15 protein-coding genes are annotated in these 19,532 nt (G+C 61.7%); 12 read left to right on the forward strand and 3 right to left on the reverse strand.

The annotated features are described in order from the left end of the window. Window positions 1–205: 205 nt before the first annotated feature. The 4 genes from N436_RS03610 to glpD all read left to right on the forward strand — a co-directional run bounded on the left by N436_RS03610 (window position 206) and on the right by glpD (window position 5,170). A complete protein-coding gene (locus tag N436_RS03610; RefSeq protein ID WP_028698555.1) occupies window positions 206–1,057 on the forward strand; it encodes an MIP/aquaporin family protein in 852 nt (283 codons plus the stop codon). A 51-nt stretch (window positions 1,058–1,108) separates the two neighbouring features. Next, window positions 1,109–2,608: a glycerol kinase GlpK gene (glpK, locus tag N436_RS03615; RefSeq protein WP_110740445.1), complete on the forward strand. Its 1,500-nt coding sequence runs from the start codon at window positions 1,109–1,111 to the stop codon at window positions 2,606–2,608. Window positions 2,609–2,710: 102 nt separating this feature from the next. Further along, window positions 2,711–3,466: a DNA-binding transcriptional repressor GlpR gene (glpR, locus tag N436_RS03620; RefSeq protein ID WP_016713733.1), complete on the forward strand. Its 756-nt coding sequence runs from the start codon at window positions 2,711–2,713 to the stop codon at window positions 3,464–3,466. Window positions 3,467–3,640: 174 nt separating this feature from the next. Next, window positions 3,641–5,170 carry a glycerol-3-phosphate dehydrogenase gene (gene glpD / locus N436_RS03625; protein ID WP_105945836.1) on the forward strand — a complete coding sequence of 510 codons (1,530 nt, stop codon included), beginning with the start codon at window positions 3,641–3,643 and terminating at the stop codon, window positions 5,168–5,170. 58 nt (window positions 5,171–5,228) lie between these two features. On the opposite strand, the gene N436_RS03630 is transcribed toward glpD, so the two are convergent. Then, a complete protein-coding gene (locus tag N436_RS03630; RefSeq protein WP_110740446.1) occupies window positions 5,229–9,638 on the reverse strand; it encodes an NEL-type E3 ubiquitin ligase domain-containing protein in 4,410 nt (1,469 codons plus the stop codon). Between the two features lie 338 nt (window positions 9,639–9,976). Here N436_RS03630 and N436_RS03635 point away from each other — a divergent pair, with 338 nt between their 5' ends. The 7 genes from N436_RS03635 to N436_RS03665 all read left to right on the forward strand — a co-directional run bounded on the left by N436_RS03635 (window position 9,977) and on the right by N436_RS03665 (window position 16,854). Next, a complete protein-coding gene (locus N436_RS03635) occupies window positions 9,977–10,894 on the forward strand; it encodes a glutamate/aspartate ABC transporter substrate-binding protein (protein WP_110740447.1) in 918 nt (305 codons plus the stop codon). A 146-nt stretch (window positions 10,895–11,040) separates the two neighbouring features. Further along, the gene (locus tag N436_RS03640) at window positions 11,041–11,787 is read left to right on the forward strand and encodes an amino acid ABC transporter permease (protein ID WP_019096550.1); all 747 of its coding nucleotides are present in this window, start codon (window positions 11,041–11,043) and stop codon (window positions 11,785–11,787) included. Continuing rightward, entirely contained in the window at window positions 11,788–12,459 is a 672-nt protein-coding gene (locus tag N436_RS03645) for an amino acid ABC transporter permease (RefSeq protein WP_060497899.1), read from the forward strand. Continuing rightward, complete coding sequence (locus N436_RS03650; RefSeq protein ID WP_003258023.1) at window positions 12,456–13,190, forward strand: amino acid ABC transporter ATP-binding protein; 735 nt, start codon at window positions 12,456–12,458, stop codon at window positions 13,188–13,190. Before N436_RS03645 ends, N436_RS03650 begins: the two co-directional genes overlap by 4 nt. Before the next feature lie 73 nt (window positions 13,191–13,263). Then, entirely contained in the window at window positions 13,264–15,168 is a 1,905-nt protein-coding gene (locus N436_RS03655; RefSeq protein ID WP_025754577.1) for an ATP-binding protein, read from the forward strand. Further along, a complete protein-coding gene (locus N436_RS03660; RefSeq protein ID WP_110740448.1) occupies window positions 15,165–16,493 on the forward strand; it encodes a sigma-54 dependent transcriptional regulator in 1,329 nt (442 codons plus the stop codon). Before N436_RS03655 ends, N436_RS03660 begins: the two co-directional genes overlap by 4 nt. A gap of 25 nt (window positions 16,494–16,518) precedes the next feature. After that, window positions 16,519–16,854 carry a GlpM family protein gene (locus tag N436_RS03665; protein WP_110740449.1) on the forward strand — a complete coding sequence of 112 codons (336 nt, stop codon included), beginning with the start codon at window positions 16,519–16,521 and terminating at the stop codon, window positions 16,852–16,854. 18 nt (window positions 16,855–16,872) lie between these two features. Here the strand turns inward: N436_RS03665 and N436_RS03670 are convergent, their stop codons facing one another. Continuing rightward, a complete protein-coding gene (locus N436_RS03670; RefSeq protein ID WP_110740450.1) occupies window positions 16,873–17,868 on the reverse strand; it encodes an alpha/beta fold hydrolase in 996 nt (331 codons plus the stop codon). Between the two features lie 196 nt (window positions 17,869–18,064). Between N436_RS03670 and metR the strand changes: the two genes are divergently transcribed. Beyond that, a complete protein-coding gene (gene metR, locus N436_RS03675; protein WP_019097212.1) occupies window positions 18,065–18,982 on the forward strand; it encodes a transcriptional regulator MetR in 918 nt (305 codons plus the stop codon). Here metR and N436_RS03680 read toward each other — a convergent pair. After that, the gene (locus tag N436_RS03680; protein WP_105945832.1) at window positions 18,966–19,379 is read right to left on the reverse strand and encodes an NUDIX domain-containing protein; all 414 of its coding nucleotides are present in this window, start codon (window positions 19,377–19,379) and stop codon (window positions 18,966–18,968) included. The genes metR and N436_RS03680 overlap by 17 nt on opposite strands. Between the last annotated feature and the right edge of the window lie 153 nt (window positions 19,380–19,532).

The raw sequence follows: 19,532 nt of genomic DNA on the forward strand, positions 1-19,532 counted from the left end.
CGGTTGATTTTAGCGGCCATATCGTGACTGGTCGTTCACTTTCGACCTTTGACATCAGCGTTTCTTGTCTATATTTTTTCGTTTCTGAATAAAATGGTGCACTTATAAGGTGCATTTCCTACATCTGCCCGGGGTCAATGGGGATAGACACCGGGCTTTGCTGTCGAGCGCCACGCGCCTCACAACAAAAAAAACGAGGTCATACATGACGACTGCTCTACGCCAACCCACGCTGTCCAGCCAATGCCTGGCCGAGTTCCTCGGCACCGCCCTGCTGATCTTTTTCGGTACCGGCTGCGTTGCCGCCCTCAAGGTCGCCGGCGCCAGCTTCGGCCTATGGGAAATCAGTATCATCTGGGGCGTCGGCGTGAGCATGGCGATCTACCTCACCGCCGGCATTTCCGGCGCGCACCTGAACCCGGCCGTGAGCATCGCCCTCACCCTGTTTGCCGGTTTCGACAAGCGCAAGCTGCCCTTCTACATGCTGGCCCAGGTGTGCGGCGCGTTCTGCGGGGCAGCGCTGGTGTATACCCTGTACAGCAACCTGTTCTTCGATTTCGAACAGGCCCACGCGATGTTGCGCGGTAGCGAAGCCAGCCTGGAGCTGGCCTCGGTGTTCTCCACCTACCCACACCCGTCGCTGTCCACCGGCCAGGCATTTCTGGTGGAAGTGGTGATCACCGCCATCCTGATGGCCGTGATCATGGCCCTGACCGACGACAACAACGGCCTGCCACGCGGTGCCATGGCACCGCTGCTGATCGGCCTGCTGATTGCCGTGATCGGCAGTGCCATGGGCCCCTTGACCGGCTTTGCGATGAACCCGGCCCGCGACTTCGGGCCAAAACTCATGACCTTCCTGGCCGGCTGGGGCGAAATCGCCTTCACTGGCGGGCGGGATATTCCTTATTTCCTGGTTCCGGTGTTCGCACCGATCCTTGGCGCCTGCGTGGGTGCCGCGACCTATCGCGGCCTTATCGCCCGCAACTTGCCAACGGCACCTGCCGCGAACCCTGAGACAAATGACATCCGCCAGGGCGATACTCAAGCCAGTTGATGCCGGCATCACGCCCAGCCCTGACCCCCTATTTTTGCAAGGCCTACGACCATGACAGACACCCAGGATAAGAACTACATCATCGCCCTGGACCAGGGCACCACCAGTTCGCGGGCGATCATTTTCGACCGCGACGCCAATGTGGTGGGTACCTCCCAGCGCGAGTTCGCCCAGCACTACCCGCAGGCGGGCTGGGTCGAGCACGACCCGATGGAGATCTTCGCCACGCAAAGCGCGACCATGGTCGAAGCCTTGGCCCAGGCCGGTATCAGCCATGCTCAGGTCGCCGCACTGGGCATCACCAACCAGCGCGAAACCACCGTGGTATGGGACAAGGAAACCGGTCGCCCGGTGTACAACGCCATCGTCTGGCAGTGCCGCCGCAGTACCGAAATCTGTGCCCAGCTCAAGCGTGACGGGCATGAAGACTACATTCGCGAAGCAACCGGTCTGGTCACCGATCCCTACTTCTCTGGCACCAAGCTGAAGTGGATCCTCGACAACGTCGAAGGCGCGCGTGAACGTGCCGAGCGTGGCGAGCTGCTGTTCGGCACCATCGATACCTGGCTGATCTGGAAGTTCTCCGGCGGCAAGGTACACGTCACCGACTACACCAATGCCTCGCGCACGCTGATGTTCAACATCCACAGCCTGCAGTGGGACGCCAAGCTGCTGGAGATCCTGGGCATCCCGCACCAGATGCTGCCAGAGGTGCGCCCGTCCTCGGAAGTGTACGGCCACACCAAGAGCGGCATCGCCATCGCCGGTATCGCCGGCGACCAGCAGTCGGCACTGTTTGGCCAGATGTGCGTGGAGCCAGGCCAGGCCAAGAACACCTACGGCACCGGCTGCTTCCTGCTGATGAACACTGGCGACCAGGCGGTCAAGTCGTCCCATGGCCTGCTCACCACCATCGCCTGCGGCCCGCGTGGCGAGGTGGCCTATGCGCTGGAGGGTGCGGTGTTCAACGGTGGCTCCACCGTGCAATGGCTGCGTGACGAACTGAAAATCGTCAACGATGCTTTGGATACCGAGTACTTCGCCAGCAAGGTCAAGGACAGCAACGGCGTCTACCTGGTGCCCGCCTTCACCGGCCTGGGTGCCCCGTACTGGGACCCGTATGCCCGTGGCGCGCTGTTCGGCCTGACCCGCGGCGTGAAGGTGGACCACATCATCCGCGCCGCACTGGAGTCGATCGCTTACCAGACCCGCGATGTACTCGACGCCATGCAGCAAGATTGCGGCCAGCGCCTGTCCGAGCTGCGCGTGGACGGCGGTGCGGTGGCCAACAACTTCCTCATGCAGTTCCAGGCCGACATCCTCGGCACCTGCGTAGAGCGGCCGAAGATGCGCGAAACCACAGCGCTGGGTGCCGCCTATCTGGCTGGCCTGGCCTGTGGCTTCTGGAGTGGCCTGGACGAGCTGCGTGATAAAGCCATCATCGAGCGCGAATTCAGCCCACAGCTGGATGAAGCGCAGAAAGAGAAGCTGTATGCCGGCTGGAAAAAGGCGGTCGAGCGCACCCGTGACTGGGAAGATCACGAGGCGTAATGCCAATCGGGGCCGCCTCGCGGCCCCAATCGTCTACTGGCCGTCATCCGCGTCCTACGGCATCATTGCAGAATTTGTCCGGCAGCCCCAAAGGACCGCCCCATGAATCTGCCCCCTCGCCAACAACAAATCCTCGAACTGGTGCGTGAGCGCGGTTACGTCAGTATCGAAGAAATGGCGCAGCTGTTTGTCGTGACACCGCAAACCATCCGCCGTGACATCAACCAGCTGGCCGAACTCAATTTGCTGCGTCGCTACCACGGTGGCGCGGCCTACGACTCGAGCGTGGAAAACACCGCTTACGCCATGCGTGCCGACCAGATGCGCGACGAAAAGCAACGCATTGCCGAAGCGGTAGCCCGGCAGATTCCCGACCATGCTTCGGTGTTCATCAACATTGGCACCACCACCGAGTCCATCGCCCGGGCACTGCTCAATCACAACCACCTGAAGGTCATTACCAACAACCTGCATGTGGCTGCAATCCTCGCCGCCAAGGATGACTTCGAAGTACTGGTGGCCGGTGGCACGGTACGTCGCGATGGCGGGGTGGTCGGCCAGGCCAGCGTCGACTTCATCAACCAGTTCAAGGTCGACTTCGCCCTGGTCGGCATCAGCGGCATCGATGAAGACGGCAGCCTGCTCGACTTCGACTATCAGGAAGTGCGGGTATCCCAGGCCATCATCGCCAATGCCAGGCAAGTGATCCTTGCCGCCGACTCCAGCAAGTTCGGGCGCAACGCCATGGTGCGTCTGGGCTCGATCAGCCTGGTCGATTGCCTGGTAACCGACCAGGCTCCGACCACCACCCTCACCCAGCTGCTCAACCAGTACAAGATCCGCCTCGAAGTGGTTTGAGCCGCCTGCGGGCTGCCAAGCGGCCCGCCATTTTCGTAAATGTTCACTTTATTGTCATCTGATCAGTTTTTTCTATAAAGACTGACTGGCGACCGGCTTTCTCTTGCGCTAGTATTTTCGAAAACGAACATCAATGTTCATATTCGATGTGAACAGCCTCAGGAGGCCTTGCCCGTGTCCCAGCCCGTTTCGTCCCAGCCCCCACTCGCCGACTGCTATGACCTCGCCGTGATCGGCGGTGGCATCAATGGCGTGGGCATCGCTGCCGACGCCGCTGGGCGTGGCCTGAAGGTATTTCTTTGCGAGAAGGACGACCTGGCCCAACACACCTCTTCAGCCAGCAGCAAATTGATCCACGGCGGCCTGCGCTACCTGGAGCACTACGAGTTCCGCCTGGTGCGTGAAGCGCTGGCTGAACGTGAAGTGCTGCTGGCCAAGGCACCCCACATCGTCAAACCGATGCGCTTTGTGTTGCCACACCGCCCGCACCTGCGCCCGGCGTGGATGATTCGTGCAGGCCTGTTCCTGTATGACCACCTGGGCAAGCGCAAGCGCCTGGGTGCCTCGCGCAGCCTGCGCTTCGGCCCGGGGTACCCGCTCAAGCCGGCAATCACCCGCGGTTTCGAATACGCCGATTGCGCGGTGGACGACGCCCGCCTGGTGGTGCTGAACGCCATGGCAGCTCGCGAACATGGCGCACACGTGCGCACCCGCACCCGTTGCCTGCGCGCCGAGCGCGTCGATGGCTTGTGGGAGGTGTCGCTGCAACACGCCGATGGCAGCTTGCAGACCATCCGCGCCCGCGCCCTGGTGAACGCCGCCGGCCCATGGGTCGCCAGCTTCATCAAGGACGACCTCAAGCTTGACGCCCCCTACGGTATCCGCCTGATCCAGGGCAGCCACATCATCGTCCCGCGCCTGTACGAAGGCGAGCATGCCTACATCCTGCAGAACGAAGACCAGCGCATCGTCTTCTGCATCCCCTACCTGGATCGCTTTACCCTGATCGGTACCACCGACCGCGAATACAGCGGTGACCCGGCCAAGGTGGCGATTACCGAGCAGGAAACCGACTACCTGTTGAAGGTTGTGAACGAACACTTCAACCATCAACTCAGCCGCGCCGACATCCTGCACACTTATTCCGGCGTACGTCCGCTGTGCAACGACGAGTCCGACAACCCGTCGGCGGTAACCCGCGACTACACCTTGGCCTTGTCTGCCGCCGAGGGCGAAGCGCCACTGTTGTCAGTGTTCGGAGGCAAGTTGACTACCTACCGCAAACTTGCGGAATCGGCGATGGCGGAACTACAGCCGTTCTTCCCCCAGATGCGCGCCAGTTGGACCGCTGACGCGCCATTGCCGGGCGGCGAGCAGATGACCACCACGCAAGGCTTGTTAGACACTCTGCTTGCCCGACATGGCTGGCTGCCCGTTGACATCGCCAAGCGCTGGGTAGTGACCTACGGCAGCCGCGTGTGGCGCCTGCTGGAGGGTGTTGCCGGCCCGGATGACCTGGGCCAGGCAGTAGGCGGCGGCTTGTTCACTCGCGAAATCGACTACCTGCGCAGCGAAGAGTGGGCGGTTGATGCCGAGGATATTCTGTGGCGTCGGACCAAGCTGGGCCTGTTCACTAGCGCCATGGAACAACAAACCCTGAAAGACTACCTGCAAGACAGCCGCGCCGGTGTCGAAGCCGCTTGAAGCCCCCAGGCGCCGTGCATCGCTCACACGCTGCACGGCGCTGTTGCAAGCAAGCGGTTCAGACTGACCAGCGCGAATAAGCCTCTGCGGTCAATTGCTCGATCAATGCACGCTCACGGACTTCCAGGTCCGCCTTCAGTTCGTTGCATCGTTCCAGATAGGTCAGCTCATCAATACTGCCGTCTGCCACAAGCCTGTCGTACGCTTCCAGAAATTCGCGCTGAGCATCCACCAATGCCCTGAAACGGCCCGAATAGGTCGCCCGCAGATAGTCCTGCCAATACTCCTGATTGGCCAGTGACTGCATCAACCGATCGCTGCTTTCTGACGTAAGTATTTCAACCCTGGCAACATTGATGTCCTCCGTCGTCACCAGCGACTCGCGAAGGTAGTGCATCGTCACTGGCTGGCCCGGTATCTGCAATGGCCCCGCCAGCCCCACACGGTAGGCAAGGTACGTTTCGACATCGTCAATGCGTTCCAGTAGCGCGGGGTTGTTCGCAAATTCTTCCCTGAGCCTGGTGAGTTTTTCCGCCGCAACTCTATCCAGCTCTTGCAACCGATAGAGCGAACGCCCAAGTTTCATTAACGCTCGCTCGCTCTGCATCTGAGGTAGGCCTGCAGTCTCTCGATGAACCAGGGCACGTATTTCCATCTGGCTGAACACCCAAAGCAAGCGATCCTCACAGGTCGCGACCCCGCCCGCCTGCTCGAACAACAGTTCACGCAGCTCGCTGTTCTGCTCGCACGCTTCGATGATCGCCCACACTCTGGCGCGGTAGTACGCGGGGTATTTCAGGTAGTCCGGTGACTGAGCAAAGTCGCGCAGGAAGTTGAAGAAGTCATCGCCGCCAGACGCGTGCCGAAGGTTGCTCCATAACATCTCGCGCTCAATCCTTTGAGCGCCAATCGACCCCGTCAGCCACGTCGATAACTCTGCCTGTCGAACAAGATGATGGCGGTAGTCAGGGCTGTGCCGGACGACGGGTTGAACAGCGCTCGATGGCCCTGGCTGTTCTTGCAGATACCGCTCGCTGGCTTCGTCCAGTGGATTGTCATGCAAGGCCATTTGCTGCAAACGCACACGCAACCCTTGTAGGTCCTGGTTGACTTGCTGAATCCGGTTTTCACGCAGATCGGCAATACCTCGCCACGGCATTTGCTCAATTCGGGCGGGAAGCGCTTCTATCTCGGCCGCACGCATCCCCACTGCTCTCAAGTTCAACATCTGCCGCACAGCCGGCGCGTCGCCCAACGGGTTGTAATTGAGTTCCAGCCTTTCAAGGTTGAGCAATGCGTTCAATCGATGGCTATCGGCTTGCGTAAAAACGATCTGGTTATTGTCCAGGCGCAGCACGCGTAGTTCTGTCAAATGTTCCAGCCCATGGGGAATCGACAACAGCCGATTGCTACGCAAATCAAGTTCCGTCAGGTTCGGGAAGCGGCCTAGGAAGTCGGCATCGATCTCTGCCAGATCCATGTCTCGCAGCACCAACCGGGTAACATGCTCGAACATGATGCCGTCAGGTAACTGTGGCAAGCTGCCCACCCGCTCGCCACGAATTTCAAGCGCATAGGTGCCATCTGCTCGCCGACCCGACTTACGGCGCCAACAACGCCGAATGGTGTTGACCACCCTGCTACGCCTCAACAGATCAACAAGCCTCACATACTCCGCTCGCCAGCTCGCCAGCGCCTGCCTCAGGCCCCCCCATTGTGCGTGTAATGCCTCGTAGTGGGACCATGAGTCGACGCCCCTGGAAACCAGGTCAAGCATGTACTGCTGCATTTGAGCATCATCGAATGTCGGAAAAATTTGCCGAATTCCGCGCCTGCTGGCCTGGCCTCGGCTTTCACCCCGGCCGCTGAGGGGATAGCCAAGTCGACCATCGGCAAAACGCACGGGCGGGCGAACGCCACCAGCGATCGGTACTTGCCCAATAAGCCTGGACGACAATTCCCGATGGTCACGCGCGTATGTCGCCAGTTTTTCAACCAGTTGCGGTTCGGTGAGCATCGCATCGCCCAACAACAATTTCTGTTCATCCCCCATGCAGAGCAACAGGGCGTTCATGAAGCTGTCGGTTGCAAGGCTATTGGCCTGGGCTGCGACTGTTCGCATATGCACGCTGTAGCCCTGCTCCTGTCGTACGATGCTGATAACCTGCTGTGCCAACTCTGCGCCCACCTGCCCAAGTACCGGCCCCCCGGATGCCCCCTCACGCAGTTCGACACGCAGCGTTTCAGGCCAGGCGGCCAACTCATGTACCAGCCCTACGGCCAGTTTCTCAGTGTCGGTATTCACCGCCTGCCTCAAGCGCAATCCGGCACAGGCGCGGTCCAGACGGCTGTCACCAAGGAACCAGCGCACTCTCTCCGCCATTGCCAGCGGCACACGCCCGGTCTTGTTCAGTTGCTCCAGGTCTCGGCCGTCAACCTGCTTGCGTATTTCCTTGGCACCCCGCACGGAAAGCCCGGGAAAGCTCCGCCGCAACAAGGCATCCTCCACCTCTTCTGCCTCCTGGGCTTGTGCGACCAACACCTCCAAGGCCTGCGCCTCCACCGTTGGATGCAACGCATGCAGGCGATAGCGCTCGAACGCATCCTGAAGCCGAGCAGGCGCTGGTGCGCCCTCCGCACAAAGCTGCCGCAGCCGCGCCTCATCGAACCCTGTGCAATCAAGCAAAGCGGTGGCCTGCTCCTGGGTGATATCGGCAAAACGGGCATCCAGCCGGCGCAAAAGCCGTAGTTCGCCGCCCCACTCCTGGGGCTGCTCCAACGCATGTCGCCAACCGCCACTGCCGTTTCTTTCGAGCCTGGGCCGGTAAGCGCTCTCGCGCAGCGGGTGACGAATCGACAGACCTTTGCCATCCGCCGCCCCAGCCAACTGGAATGCCCCATCATGCAAGTGCAGGTGCCAGCCTTGCGGGTCAGCATGGATCTGCCACACGGACAGGTCCGTATGCTGCTCCAGACGGTAAGCAGCCAAGTCAGTGGTACAGAGTTTCACACGGCCACTTTCAGCCACCACCGGTGCAAGCTCGTCGACGAACATGACACGCTCAAGCACCTTGGCGCCGGCTGCCACCCCCACCCCAACGGCAGCCCCCAGGGCTACGTTTTCTGCTACCGAGAACAGATGCCCCAAAGCGGCCTCACGGTCACCAAGCCGCCAATCCTGATAACCCTCGTACACTTCATCGGCAATCTCCAGCGCAGCCACGCTCATCATGACCTCACCCAACACCGGAACAAACAGCCCGGCAAGGCCAAGTAATGTAAGGCCAGCATTTTCATAGCCTTTCAGGCGCTGGTTGCGAGAGGCAGCGTCCTCGACCCCGGTTGGTACCGCCAGTGCTTTCGCGTCACCCAGAATCTTGTTGAGCCGCTGGGCGCGCAGGTAGGCGAACAGTGGCTCGGTAATCGGGAAGTTACGGCCATCAAGTTCAAGTGCAGTACCCACCTTGGTGGCAGTTAACAGGTGCTCAAGCTTGGTACAGAACGCTACGCGGTCTGTCTCGGCAATGAACCGGGAAAAATAACGGGCGTAGGACGCTTCGCGCAGTCGTCCTCCCAGTGCCTGGTAGAGTGCCTGCCACGAACTGTACTGCCGGACAGGCTGCTCTGGGTCACCCGGTGTCCACAGCAGGAGGTTCTGCAGACGGGAGCCCTGGCTATCCCACACCTCGACGACCACTACCCCCTGCACACACTTGCCGAGCACAAAAAGCTGGCGATATTTGAGCTTGGTGGTATCGGCCGGCACGATCGCCTTGCGTGAAAACACTCTCAGCAACTGCAAATAGCTACTTTCCTGGATCTGCCCCTTGAGCAAGGCAAGGCGCACGGCCGCCTCCATTGCCGCACGTGATGCCTCTTCCAGCAACGCTTCGACTTGCCTGCGCGGCGCGCCAGCGGGGCTACCGTCAACGTCGGGTGGCAGTAGATGCTCATGCAGCACAGCCTGGTAGCCACCGCCCAGATCAAGTTTGCGACAAAGCTTGGCGAACTGAACGAAGGAAATCGGCAGCAGGGCTCCCGAGGCGCTTTCCAACCGACGACGAACCAGTGGCCGAGCCTGCAACTCTTCCTCGGCAAAATTGTGCAATGCAGCAGCCAAAAGCGGCACTGAAGCGGTTCGTACAGTTCGGACTATAGGTGGCAAAGGAAATATGCTGGGAAACTCCTTACGCACCACCGTGCACAACACACCATTGCGCACGTCCACCTTGACGTTGTGCTGCGCCTGCAGTGCTTGTTCAAGCAAGGGCGTGGCGTATTCGGTAAGCCCGGGTATACGACCCAGAAGTTGCTTTACCTGCTCTGCACTTGCCTGCTCTTGCTTCAACGCCAGGTGCAATTCGCGCAGCGCGCTGCCGGTAGCGTTGCTGACCCAGGCGGGCAGCTGCCTGGCAAGCAGTGCATCAATGGAGTCTGTGGGGTAAGGGTATTCATTGGAGCTGGACATGGAGCGAGCCTCTTCAATAGGAAGCACGCAAGAAGCCACAGCCCAATTCTCGGGAAGCGGTAATTACATCTGAGGGTAGCTACCCGACCACACACCCATTCGGATTACCGAACAAGGGCAGTCGACACATTCGGATATCCGGACGAAAAAGCACGTCACACTTAGGTCAGAAAACTTTAATCCCCAGCATTTTTGCGGCGTTATGATCGGCATCAGGGCTTGGCACGACTCATGCTCTACACTTGGTAGCCGAATGCACTCGCTTCTTGCGGTATTCGTTGAACGAAAGAGTCCGCCAACGGCTCCATAAAAAAAACAAACACGTCGAGGAAAATTTGATGCGTATCGTTCGTCAATTGCTGGGCGCCGCCATCGCGGCCGCTGTGATCGCTTCGCCGGCCATGGCCGAAGAACTGACCGGCACCCTGAAGAAGATCAAGGAATCGGGCACCATCACCCTGGGCCACCGCGACTCCTCCATCCCGTTTTCCTACCTGGCCGGCAAGCCCGAGCCCGTGGGCTACTCGCATGACATCCAGCTGGCTGTCGTCGACGCCCTGAAGAAGCAACTGGGTACGGACATCAAGGTCCGTTACAACCTCGTCACCTCCCAGACCCGTATCCCGCTGGTGCAGAACGGCACCGTGGACCTTGAGTGCGGCTCCACCACCAACAACGTCGAGCGCCAGCAGCAAGTCGGCTTCTCGGTCGGCATCTTCGAAGTCGGTACCCGTCTGCTGACCAAGGTCAAGGACGGTCAGCCTGCATTCAAAGACTTCCCGGACCTGGCCGGCAAGAACGTGGTAACCACCGCCGGTACCACGTCCGAACGCATCCTCAAGGCGATGAACGCCGACAAGCAGATGAAGATGAACGTGATTTCCGCCAAGGACCACGGTGAAGCCTTCAACATGCTCGAAAGCGGCCGCGCCGTGGCCTTCATGATGGACGACGCCCTGCTCGCCGGCGAAATGGCCAAGGCCCGCAAACCTTCGGACTGGGTCATCACCGGCACCCCGCAGTCGTACGAAATCTACGGCTGCATGGTGCGCAAGGATGACGCAGCCTTCAAGAAAGCGGTCGATGACGCCATCGTCGGTTACTTCAAGTCGGGCGAAGTCAACAAGAGCTACGACAAGTGGTTCCAGCAGCCGATCCCGCCAAAGGGCCTGAACCTGCAGTTCCCGATGAGCGACGAGCTGAAGAAACTGATCGCCGAGCCGACCGACAAGGCAGCGGACGAGAAGAAGTCCTGATCCTCAGCGTTTAGTGGCCAGGTGCGCATCCGCGCACGATTGAACCCACAGGCCACGCATTAGTGTCTACCCTTTCATCCGAGGGCGCCCAGCGCCCCCGGATGCTCGAAGGTGCCCGTGAAACAACCGTCTGAGGGGAAATCCCGATGAATTACAACTGGGACTGGGGCGTGTTCTTCAAGTCCACCGGCGTGGGCAGCGAAACTTATCTGGACTGGTACGTCACCGGTCTGGGCTGGACCATCGCCATCGCCATTTCCGCCTGGATCATCGCCTTGCTGCTGGGCTCGGTGCTCGGTGTGATGCGCACCGTGCCGAACCGCGTGGTATCCGGTATCGCGACCGCCTATGTGGAGCTGTTCCGCAACGTGCCGCTGCTGGTGCAGCTGTTCATCTGGTACTTCCTGGTACCGGACCTGCTGCCCGAAGGCCTGCAGGAATGGTTCAAGCAAGACCTCAACCCGACTACCTCGGCACTGATCAGCGTGGTCATCTGCCTGGGCCTGTTCACCGCCGCCCGCGTGTGTGAACAGGTACGTACCGGTATCCAGGCGCTGCCCCGCGGCCAGGAAGCCGCTGCCCGTGCGATGGGCTTCAGCCTGCCGCAGATCTACACCAACGTGCTGCTGCCGCAAGCCTACCGGATCATCATTCCGCCGCTCACGTCGGAATTCTTGAACGTGTTCAAGAACTCCTCGGTGGCGTCGCTGATCGGCCTGATGGAGCTGCTGGCACAAACCAAGCAAACCGCCGAGTTCTCCGCCAACCTGTTCGAGGCCTTTACCCTGGCCACGCTGATCTACTTCACCCTGAACATGGGCCTGATGCTGCTGATGCGCATGGTCGAGAAGAAAGTCTCGGTGCCTGGCCTGATTTCCGTAGGGGGCAAATAAATGGACATGGATTTCAGCGAAATCATCCCGGCCCTGCCTGCCCTGTGGGACGGCATGGTCATGACCCTGCAGTTGATGGTCATGGGCGTGGTCGGCGGCATCGTGCTGGGCACCATTCTGGCGCTGATGCGCCTGTCGTCGAACAAACTGCTGTCGAACGTGGCCGGCGCCTACGTCAACTATTTCCGCTCCATCCCGCTGCTGCTGGTGATCACCTGGTTCTACCTGGCGGTGCCGTTCGTGCTGCGCTGGATCACCGGCGAGGACACCCCCGTGGGTGCCTTCACCTCGTGTGTGGTGGCGTTCATGATGTTCGAGGCGGCCTACTTCTGCGAAATCGTCCGCGCCGGCGTGCAGTCGATTTCCAAGGGCCAGATGGGCGCCGCCCAGGCCCTGGGCATGACCTACGGCCAGACCATGCGCCTGATCATCCTGCCCCAGGCCTTCCGCAAGATGACCCCGCTGCTGCTGCAGCAGAGCATCATCCTGTTCCAGGACACCTCGCTGGTGTACACCGTGGGCCTGGTGGACTTCCTCAACTCGGCACGCTCCAACGGCGACATCATCGGGCGCTCCCATGAGTTCCTGATCTTCGCCGGTGTCGTGTATTTCCTCATCAGCTTCTCCGCTTCGTGGCTGGTCAAGCGCCTGCAAAAAAGGATCACCGTATGATTTCCATCAAGAACGTCAACAAGTGGTACGGGGACTTCCAGGTACTGACCGACTGCAGCACCGAGGTCAAGAAGGGTGAAGTGGTGGTGGTGTGTGGCCCGTCGGGTTCGGGCAAGTCCACCCTGATCAAGTGCGTGAACGCCCTGGAACCCTTCCAGAAAGGTGACATCGTGGTCGATGGCACCTCGATTGCCGACCCGAAGACCAACTTGCCCAAGCTGCGCTCCCGGGTTGGCATGGTGTTCCAGCACTTCGAGCTGTTCCCGCACCTGTCCATCACCGAGAACCTGACCATTGCCCAGCGCAAGGTGCTCGGCCGCAGCGAAGCGGAAGCGACCAAGAAGGGCCTGGCCCTGCTCGACCGCGTCGGCCTCGGTGCCCACGCCAAGAAGCACCCCGGCCAGTTGTCCGGTGGCCAGCAGCAGCGTGTGGCCATCGCCCGCGCCCTGTCGATGGACCCGATCGTCATGCTGTTCGACGAACCGACCTCGGCACTGGACCCGGAAATGGTCAACGAAGTACTGGACGTCATGGTCGAGCTGGCCCACGAAGGCATGACCATGATGTGCGTGACCCACGAAATGGGCTTCGCCCGCAAAGTGGCCAACCGCGTCATCTTCATGGACAAGGGCAACATCATCGAGGACTGCCAGAAGGAAGACTTCTTCGGCAACCCGTCGGCCCGCCACGAGCGTACCCAGCACTTCCTCAGCAAGATCCTGCAACACTGATTTTGCCTCACTGAACCGGTCGGCGCCGCTGCCCTTTCGGGCAGTTGGCGCTGGTCGTGACAAGGCCACTGTGATGAAATGCGACCCTTCGCTTCTTCTCCCTGCCAAGCCTGCCGTGAATTCCCGCCTGCTCCGCCAATTGCTGTTGCCGCCCCTGATCATCCTGCTGATGGTCGGCCTGGGAATGGCTGGCTACCTGATCAGCGAAAGCAACGGCATTCGCACCCTCAGCGAAAACGGCGAACGCCAGCTGGAGCTGCACGCACGCACGGTCGAAAGTGAAATCAGCAAGTACACCTATCTGCCAAGCCTGCTGGAGCTGGAAGACAGCGTCTCGCACCTGCTCACCGACCCGGACGGCGGCTCACGGCAAACCGTAAACGAATACCTTGAAGGCCTGAATCGGCGCAGCCGCAGCCGGGCCATCTTCGTCCTCGACACCAATGGCCGGGTCCAGGCCACCAGCAACTGGCGCGACGCCGACTCGTTCCTGGGTGAAGACCTGTCGTTCCGCGCCTACTTCCAGACAGCCGTGCGCGGTGAGCCTGGGCGTTTCTATGGCATCGGCAGCACCACTGGCGAGGCTGGCTACTACCTGGCTCATGGCCTGGAGGAGCACGGCAAGATCATTGGCGTGGCCGTGATCAAGGTGCGCCTGGACACGCTTGAGGAGCGCTGGCAACGTGCCCGTCTGGAGGCGTTCGTCAGTGACGAGAACGGCATCATCATCCTCTCCAGCGACCCGGCCCGACGCCTGAAGTCGGTGCGCCCGCTGACCCCGCAAATCAAGGAGCGCCTGGCGCGCAGCCTGCAATACTACTGGTGGCCGCTGAACGAGTTGCAGCCACTGGCCCGGGAAACCCTGGCCGACGGTGTGGAAAAACTGACCTTCCCGGCCAACAGCGAAACCGCAAAAGGCAAACCCCACGAGGTTGCCTACCTGGCGCAGACCCGTCGCCTGGTGGATACACCCTGGCATTTCACCCTGCTGACCCCGCTGCAGGACCTGCGTCGCGAGTCCATGGTGCAGGGCATTCTGGTGGGCGTGGCGTTCGCCTTGCTGGCGATCCTCGGCATCGCCTGGAACGAACGACGCAAGGTCATCGCCACCCGCCTGGCAGCCCGTGAGGCCCTTGAGGAAGCGAATAGCCAGCTGGAGCGGCGGATTGCCGAGCGCACCGCCGACCTGCGCGCCAGCAACGAACGCCTGAAGGGGCAAATTCGCGAGCGCCGGCATGCCGAGCAAACCTTGCGCCACGCCCAGGATGAGTTGGTGCAGGCCGGTAAGCTGGCGGCCATCGGGCAGATGTCCACCAGTATCGCCCATGAGCTGAACCAGCCGCTGGCCGCGTTGCGCACCTTGTCTGGCAACACGGTGCGTTTCCTCGAACGTGGGGCACTGGAAACCGCCAGCACCAACCTGCGCACCATGAACGACCTGATCGACCGCATGGGCCGCATTACCGCCAGCCTGCGCTCCTTCGCCCGGCGCGGCGATGACAGCGGCCAGGCCTCGCTGGCCAAGGCGGTGGAAGCGACCTTGCAAGTATTGGCCAACCGCATCAGCGCCTGCCATTTGCAGTTGCACCACCAGTTCGACGACCAGCAACTGGCTATCGACCAGACGCGCCTCGAACAGATTCTGGTCAATCTGATCGGCAACGCGCTTGATGCCATGGCCGCGCAACCGCTGCCCGAGCTATGGCTGGAAGGCGAACTGCAGGGCGACAAGTACCGCTTGCAGGTGCGCGACAATGGCCACGGCATCGATGCCGAGGCGCGCAAGCACCTGTTCGAACCTTTCTTCACCACCAAACCGGGCGAACATGGCCTGGGCCTGGGCCTGACCTTGTCGGCGAGCCTTGCCGCCGCCGCCAAGGGCAGCCTCAACGTCGAGCACCCCGCCACTGGCGGCACGGCCTTCGTCCTGGCCCTACCCCTGGTTTCTCCCCCTAGCGAATCGGCAGAGCACCCATGAACCAAGCGCCTCTTACCGTCCTGATCGTCGAAGACGACCCGCATGTGCTGCTCGGCTGCCAGCAGGCGCTGGCGCTGGAAGATATCGCCTGCGAAGGCGTGGGCAGCGCCGAGCAGGCGCTGGAACGCATCGGCGACGATTTCGCCGGGATTGTCGTCAGTGACATCCGCCTGCCGGGCATTGACGGCCTGGAACTGCTCAACCGCCTGAAGGCCCGTGATCGCAGCCTGCCGGTGGTGTTGATCACCGGCCATGGCGATATCGACATGGCCGTCGGCGCCATGCGTAACGGCGCCTACGACTTCATGGAAAAACCGTTCTCCCCCGAGCGCCTGGTCGATGTGGTGCGCCGCGCACTGGAGCAACGCGGGCTGTCGCGAGAAGTGGTGGCCCTACGCCGCCAACTGGCCGAACAGAGCAGCCTTGAGGGCCGCATCATTGGCCGCTCCCCCGCCATGGAGCACTTGCGCGAACTGATCGCCAACGTCGCCGACACCTCAGCCAACGTGCTGATCGAAGGCGAGACCGGCACCGGGAAAGAGCTGGTCGCACGCTGCCTTCACGACTTCAGCCGCCGCCAGAGCCAACCGTTCGTGGCGCTGAACTGCGGCGGCCTGCCGGAAAACCTGTTCGAAAGCGAGATTTTTGGCCATGAGGCCAACGCCTTCACCGGCGCCGGCAAACGCCGCATCGGCAAGATCGAGCACGCCAACGGCGGCACGCTGTTCCTCGATGAAGTGGAGAGCATGCCGATCAACCTGCAGATCAAGCTGCTGCGCGTGCTGCAGGAACGGACCCTGGAACGATTGGGCTCTAACCAGAGCATCCCGGTGGATTGCCGGGTAATTGCCGCGACCAAGGCCGATCTCGACAGCCTGGGCCAGAGCGGCCAGTTCCGCAGCGACCTGTATTACCGGCTGAACGTGGTCACCCTGGAGCTGCCGCCACTACGCGAACGCCGCGAAGACATCCTGCAACTGTTCGAACACTTCCTGCAGCAGTCGGCCCTGCGCTTCGACCGGGAAACCCCGACGTTGGACAGCCAGACCTTGTCGCGCCTGATGGCCCACGATTGGCCGGGCAATGTGCGCGAGCTGCGCAACGTGGCCGAACGCTATGCGCTTGGCCTGCCGGCGTTCAAGAAAGGCCCCAGCGGCGGCGCCAGCCAGGGTTTGGGCTTTGCCGAGGCGGTGGAGGCGTTTGAACGCAACCTGCTCAGCGACGCACTGCAACGCACCGGGGGCAACCTGAGCCAGGCCAGCCAGGAGCTGGGCATGGCCAAGACCACGTTGTTCGACAAAGTGAAGAAATACGGCCTCGGCTGACCTCAACCCAAACTGGAATAACAACGTGGACCTGGTATTCAAAGCGGCCCTGGGCGCTGGCGTGGTACTGCTGCTGGCGGTGCTGTCAAAGACGCGTAACTACTACATCGCCGGGCTGGTGCCGCTGTTCCCCACCTTTGCCCTGATTGCCCATTACATTGTTGGCAAGGGGCGCAGCATTGCCGACCTGAAGACCACCATCATGTTCGGCATGTGGTCGATCATTCCGTATTTCGTGTACCTGGCGACCCTGTATGTACTGGTTGACCACCTGCGCCTGGAGGCATCGCTGGCACTGGCCACGGTGGCCTGGCTGATGGCTGCGACCGTGCTGGTGACCTTGTGGGTGCGGATGCACTGATTGATATCGGCGCGGGTTTCAGAGCCCTGCAATATGCGTGACATCCTGCCGATGCGCCTGCAGATAAGGCAACACAGCCCCCAGCAGCGGTGCCTTGAACGGCTCCTGGAAGCGATGCGCCAGCCCTGGTATCAAGCGCAGCTGGCTGCCTTGAATATGCGCCGCCAGGTGCACGCCATGCATCACCGGCAGCAACGGGTCAGCCGTGCCGTGCACCACCAGGGTCGGCACCCTCAACTGGTTCAATAGCTCGACGCGGCTTGGCTCGGCCAGGATCGCCATGATCTGACGCTTGGCTCCGTCCGGGTTGAACGCCCGGTCGTAGGCCACCGCTGCCTGGTGCAGCAACACCGCACGGTCATCCCGCACCTCAGGGCTGCCCAACGCCGCCAACAAGTCTGCCTGCTGCTCGATGGCCACCTCGCGGTTGGGCGCGCTGCGCCGGGCCAGCAACTGCACCAGCGCCGGGTCGGGCGCCGGCAACCCCGCCGCCCCGGAACTGGACATGACCAACGTCAGGCTGCGCACGCGCTCGGGAGCCATGGCCGCCAGGTGCTGGGCGATCATGCCGCCCATGCTCACGCCCAGTACATGAAACTGGCGCACCCCCAAGGCGTCCATCAGGCGTAAACCATCGTCTGCCATGTCGGTCAGCGTATAGGGCGCCGCCACTGGCAGGCCCAGCTTGTAACGCAGCAGCTCCACCGTCAGGTTGGCCGACGGCGGCATCTGGTTCCAGCGTGACAGCCCGACATCGCGGTTGTCGTAGCGAATAACCCTGAAACCTTGGCGGCACAATGCCTCGACCACATCGTCCGGCCAGTGGATCAGTTGCCCGCCCAGGCCCATGACCAGTAGCAAGGCCGGATCACGCGGCGCGCCCACGCTCTGGTACACCAGGCTGACCGCGCCCAGCTCGGCGCGCTGCACCGGTACGTGGGCGTCACAACGCTGTTCGGCGAAGCTGGCAGGTACGCTGAAAAGGAAGAAAAGAAAAAGCCAAAAAGCCCGCATGAAAGAAACACCAGAATGCAGATCCCCAGTAAAGCGCGAGTCTGATGAATTCTGTTCGGGCGCGCTGCCACAGTTTGGTGACAGTTTCATGACTCCCGCCAGACGGTGCGGCTGAACGCCCAGTCGACAGGCACGGCAACATGAGAGAAACTCAACTCATTCCCTGTTTCTTCAATCCCACACCCCGGAGTCAGCTGTGCTGGAGATCCGTCACCTGAAAACCCTTCATGCCCTGCGCGAAGCCGACAGCCTGGTGGAAGCCGCCGAGCGCCTGCACCTGACCCAGTCGGCGCTGTCGCATCAGTTCAAGGAGCTGGAAGAACGCCTGGGCCTGCCGCTGTTCGTGCGCAAGACCAAGCCGATCCGCTTCACCAGTGCCGGGCTGCGCCTGCTGCAACTGGCCGATGCCACCCTGCCACTGCTGCGCGGCGCCGAGCGCGACATTGCGCGTCTGGCCGGTGGCACCGCCGGGCGCCTGCACATGGCCATCGAATGCCACAGCTGCTTCCAGTGGCTGATGCCGACCATCGACCAGTTCCGCGATGCCTGGCCGGAAGTGGAGCTGGACCTGGCCTCCGGCTTTGCCTTCGCCCCGCTGCCGGCCCTGGCACGCGGCGACCTGGACCTGGTAGTGACCTCCGACCCGGTGGACCTGGCAGGTATCACGTATGTGCCGCTGTTCACGTACGAAGCGATGCTGGCCGTGGCCAACCAGCACGCGCTGGCCAGCAAGCCCTACATCGTGCCGCAAGACTTGCTCGACCAGACGCTGATCACCTACCCGGTGGAGCGCGACCGCCTGGACATTTTCACCCGCTTCCTGGAGCCGGCCGACATCGAGCCGGCTGCCGTGCGCACGTCGGAGCTGACGGTGATGATGATGCAACTGGTGGCCAGCGGCCGTGGGGTCTGCGGCATGCCGCACTGGGCGCTGCACGAGTACAGCTCACGCGGCTATGTGAAGGGCAAGCGCCTGGGTGAAAAAGGCCTGTTCGCCACCCTTTATGCTGCCGTGCGCACCGACATGCTCGATGCGCCGTACATGCGCGACTTCCTGTTGACCGCCAAAGATACCTCGTTCGCCACGCTTGACGGCGTCAGCGCGGTGCGCTGACTGCCTGGCGGTACAGCGGCAGTATCAGGTCGCGGGTCAAAGGCGCCAGTAGCAGGGCTGGTGCCTGATCGGCAGCCAGCCACACCACCTCTTCGATCTCCGCAGCCGGCGTTACCGGCGCGGCGCTGTCGACACGGAACAGTTCGGCTTGCACCTCGAAACCTGGTTCGTTCGCGGCCGGGGCACTGAACCGGCCCAGGTGCACGGCCTGGTCCGCGTTGATGTTCAGCCCCAACTCTTCATGCAGTTCACGCACCAGCGCCTGCACCGGTGATTCACCGGCATCGATCTTGCCACCTGGCTGCATGAAGGCCTCGGTGCCGCGCTTGCGCACCAGCAAGGTACGGCCCTGGGGGTCGATCAGCAGGGCGGCGGCGATGCGGATGATGTTGGGCATGGGAGGGCTCGCTGGAAACAATGGCCGGGGAGGATCCCATGGGGATCATTGGCCTGACAAGGCCAGCGCCCACAAGAAGACCGCTGCTCCCACAGGGCATGTGTTCCGGCTGTGGTCATACCCTCGATTCGAGAATGATTTTCGCTACCCCGA

This window comes from Pseudomonas sp. RV120224-01b (assembly GCF_003208145.1).
Taxonomy (GTDB): domain Bacteria; phylum Pseudomonadota; class Gammaproteobacteria; order Pseudomonadales; family Pseudomonadaceae; genus Aquipseudomonas; species Aquipseudomonas monteilii.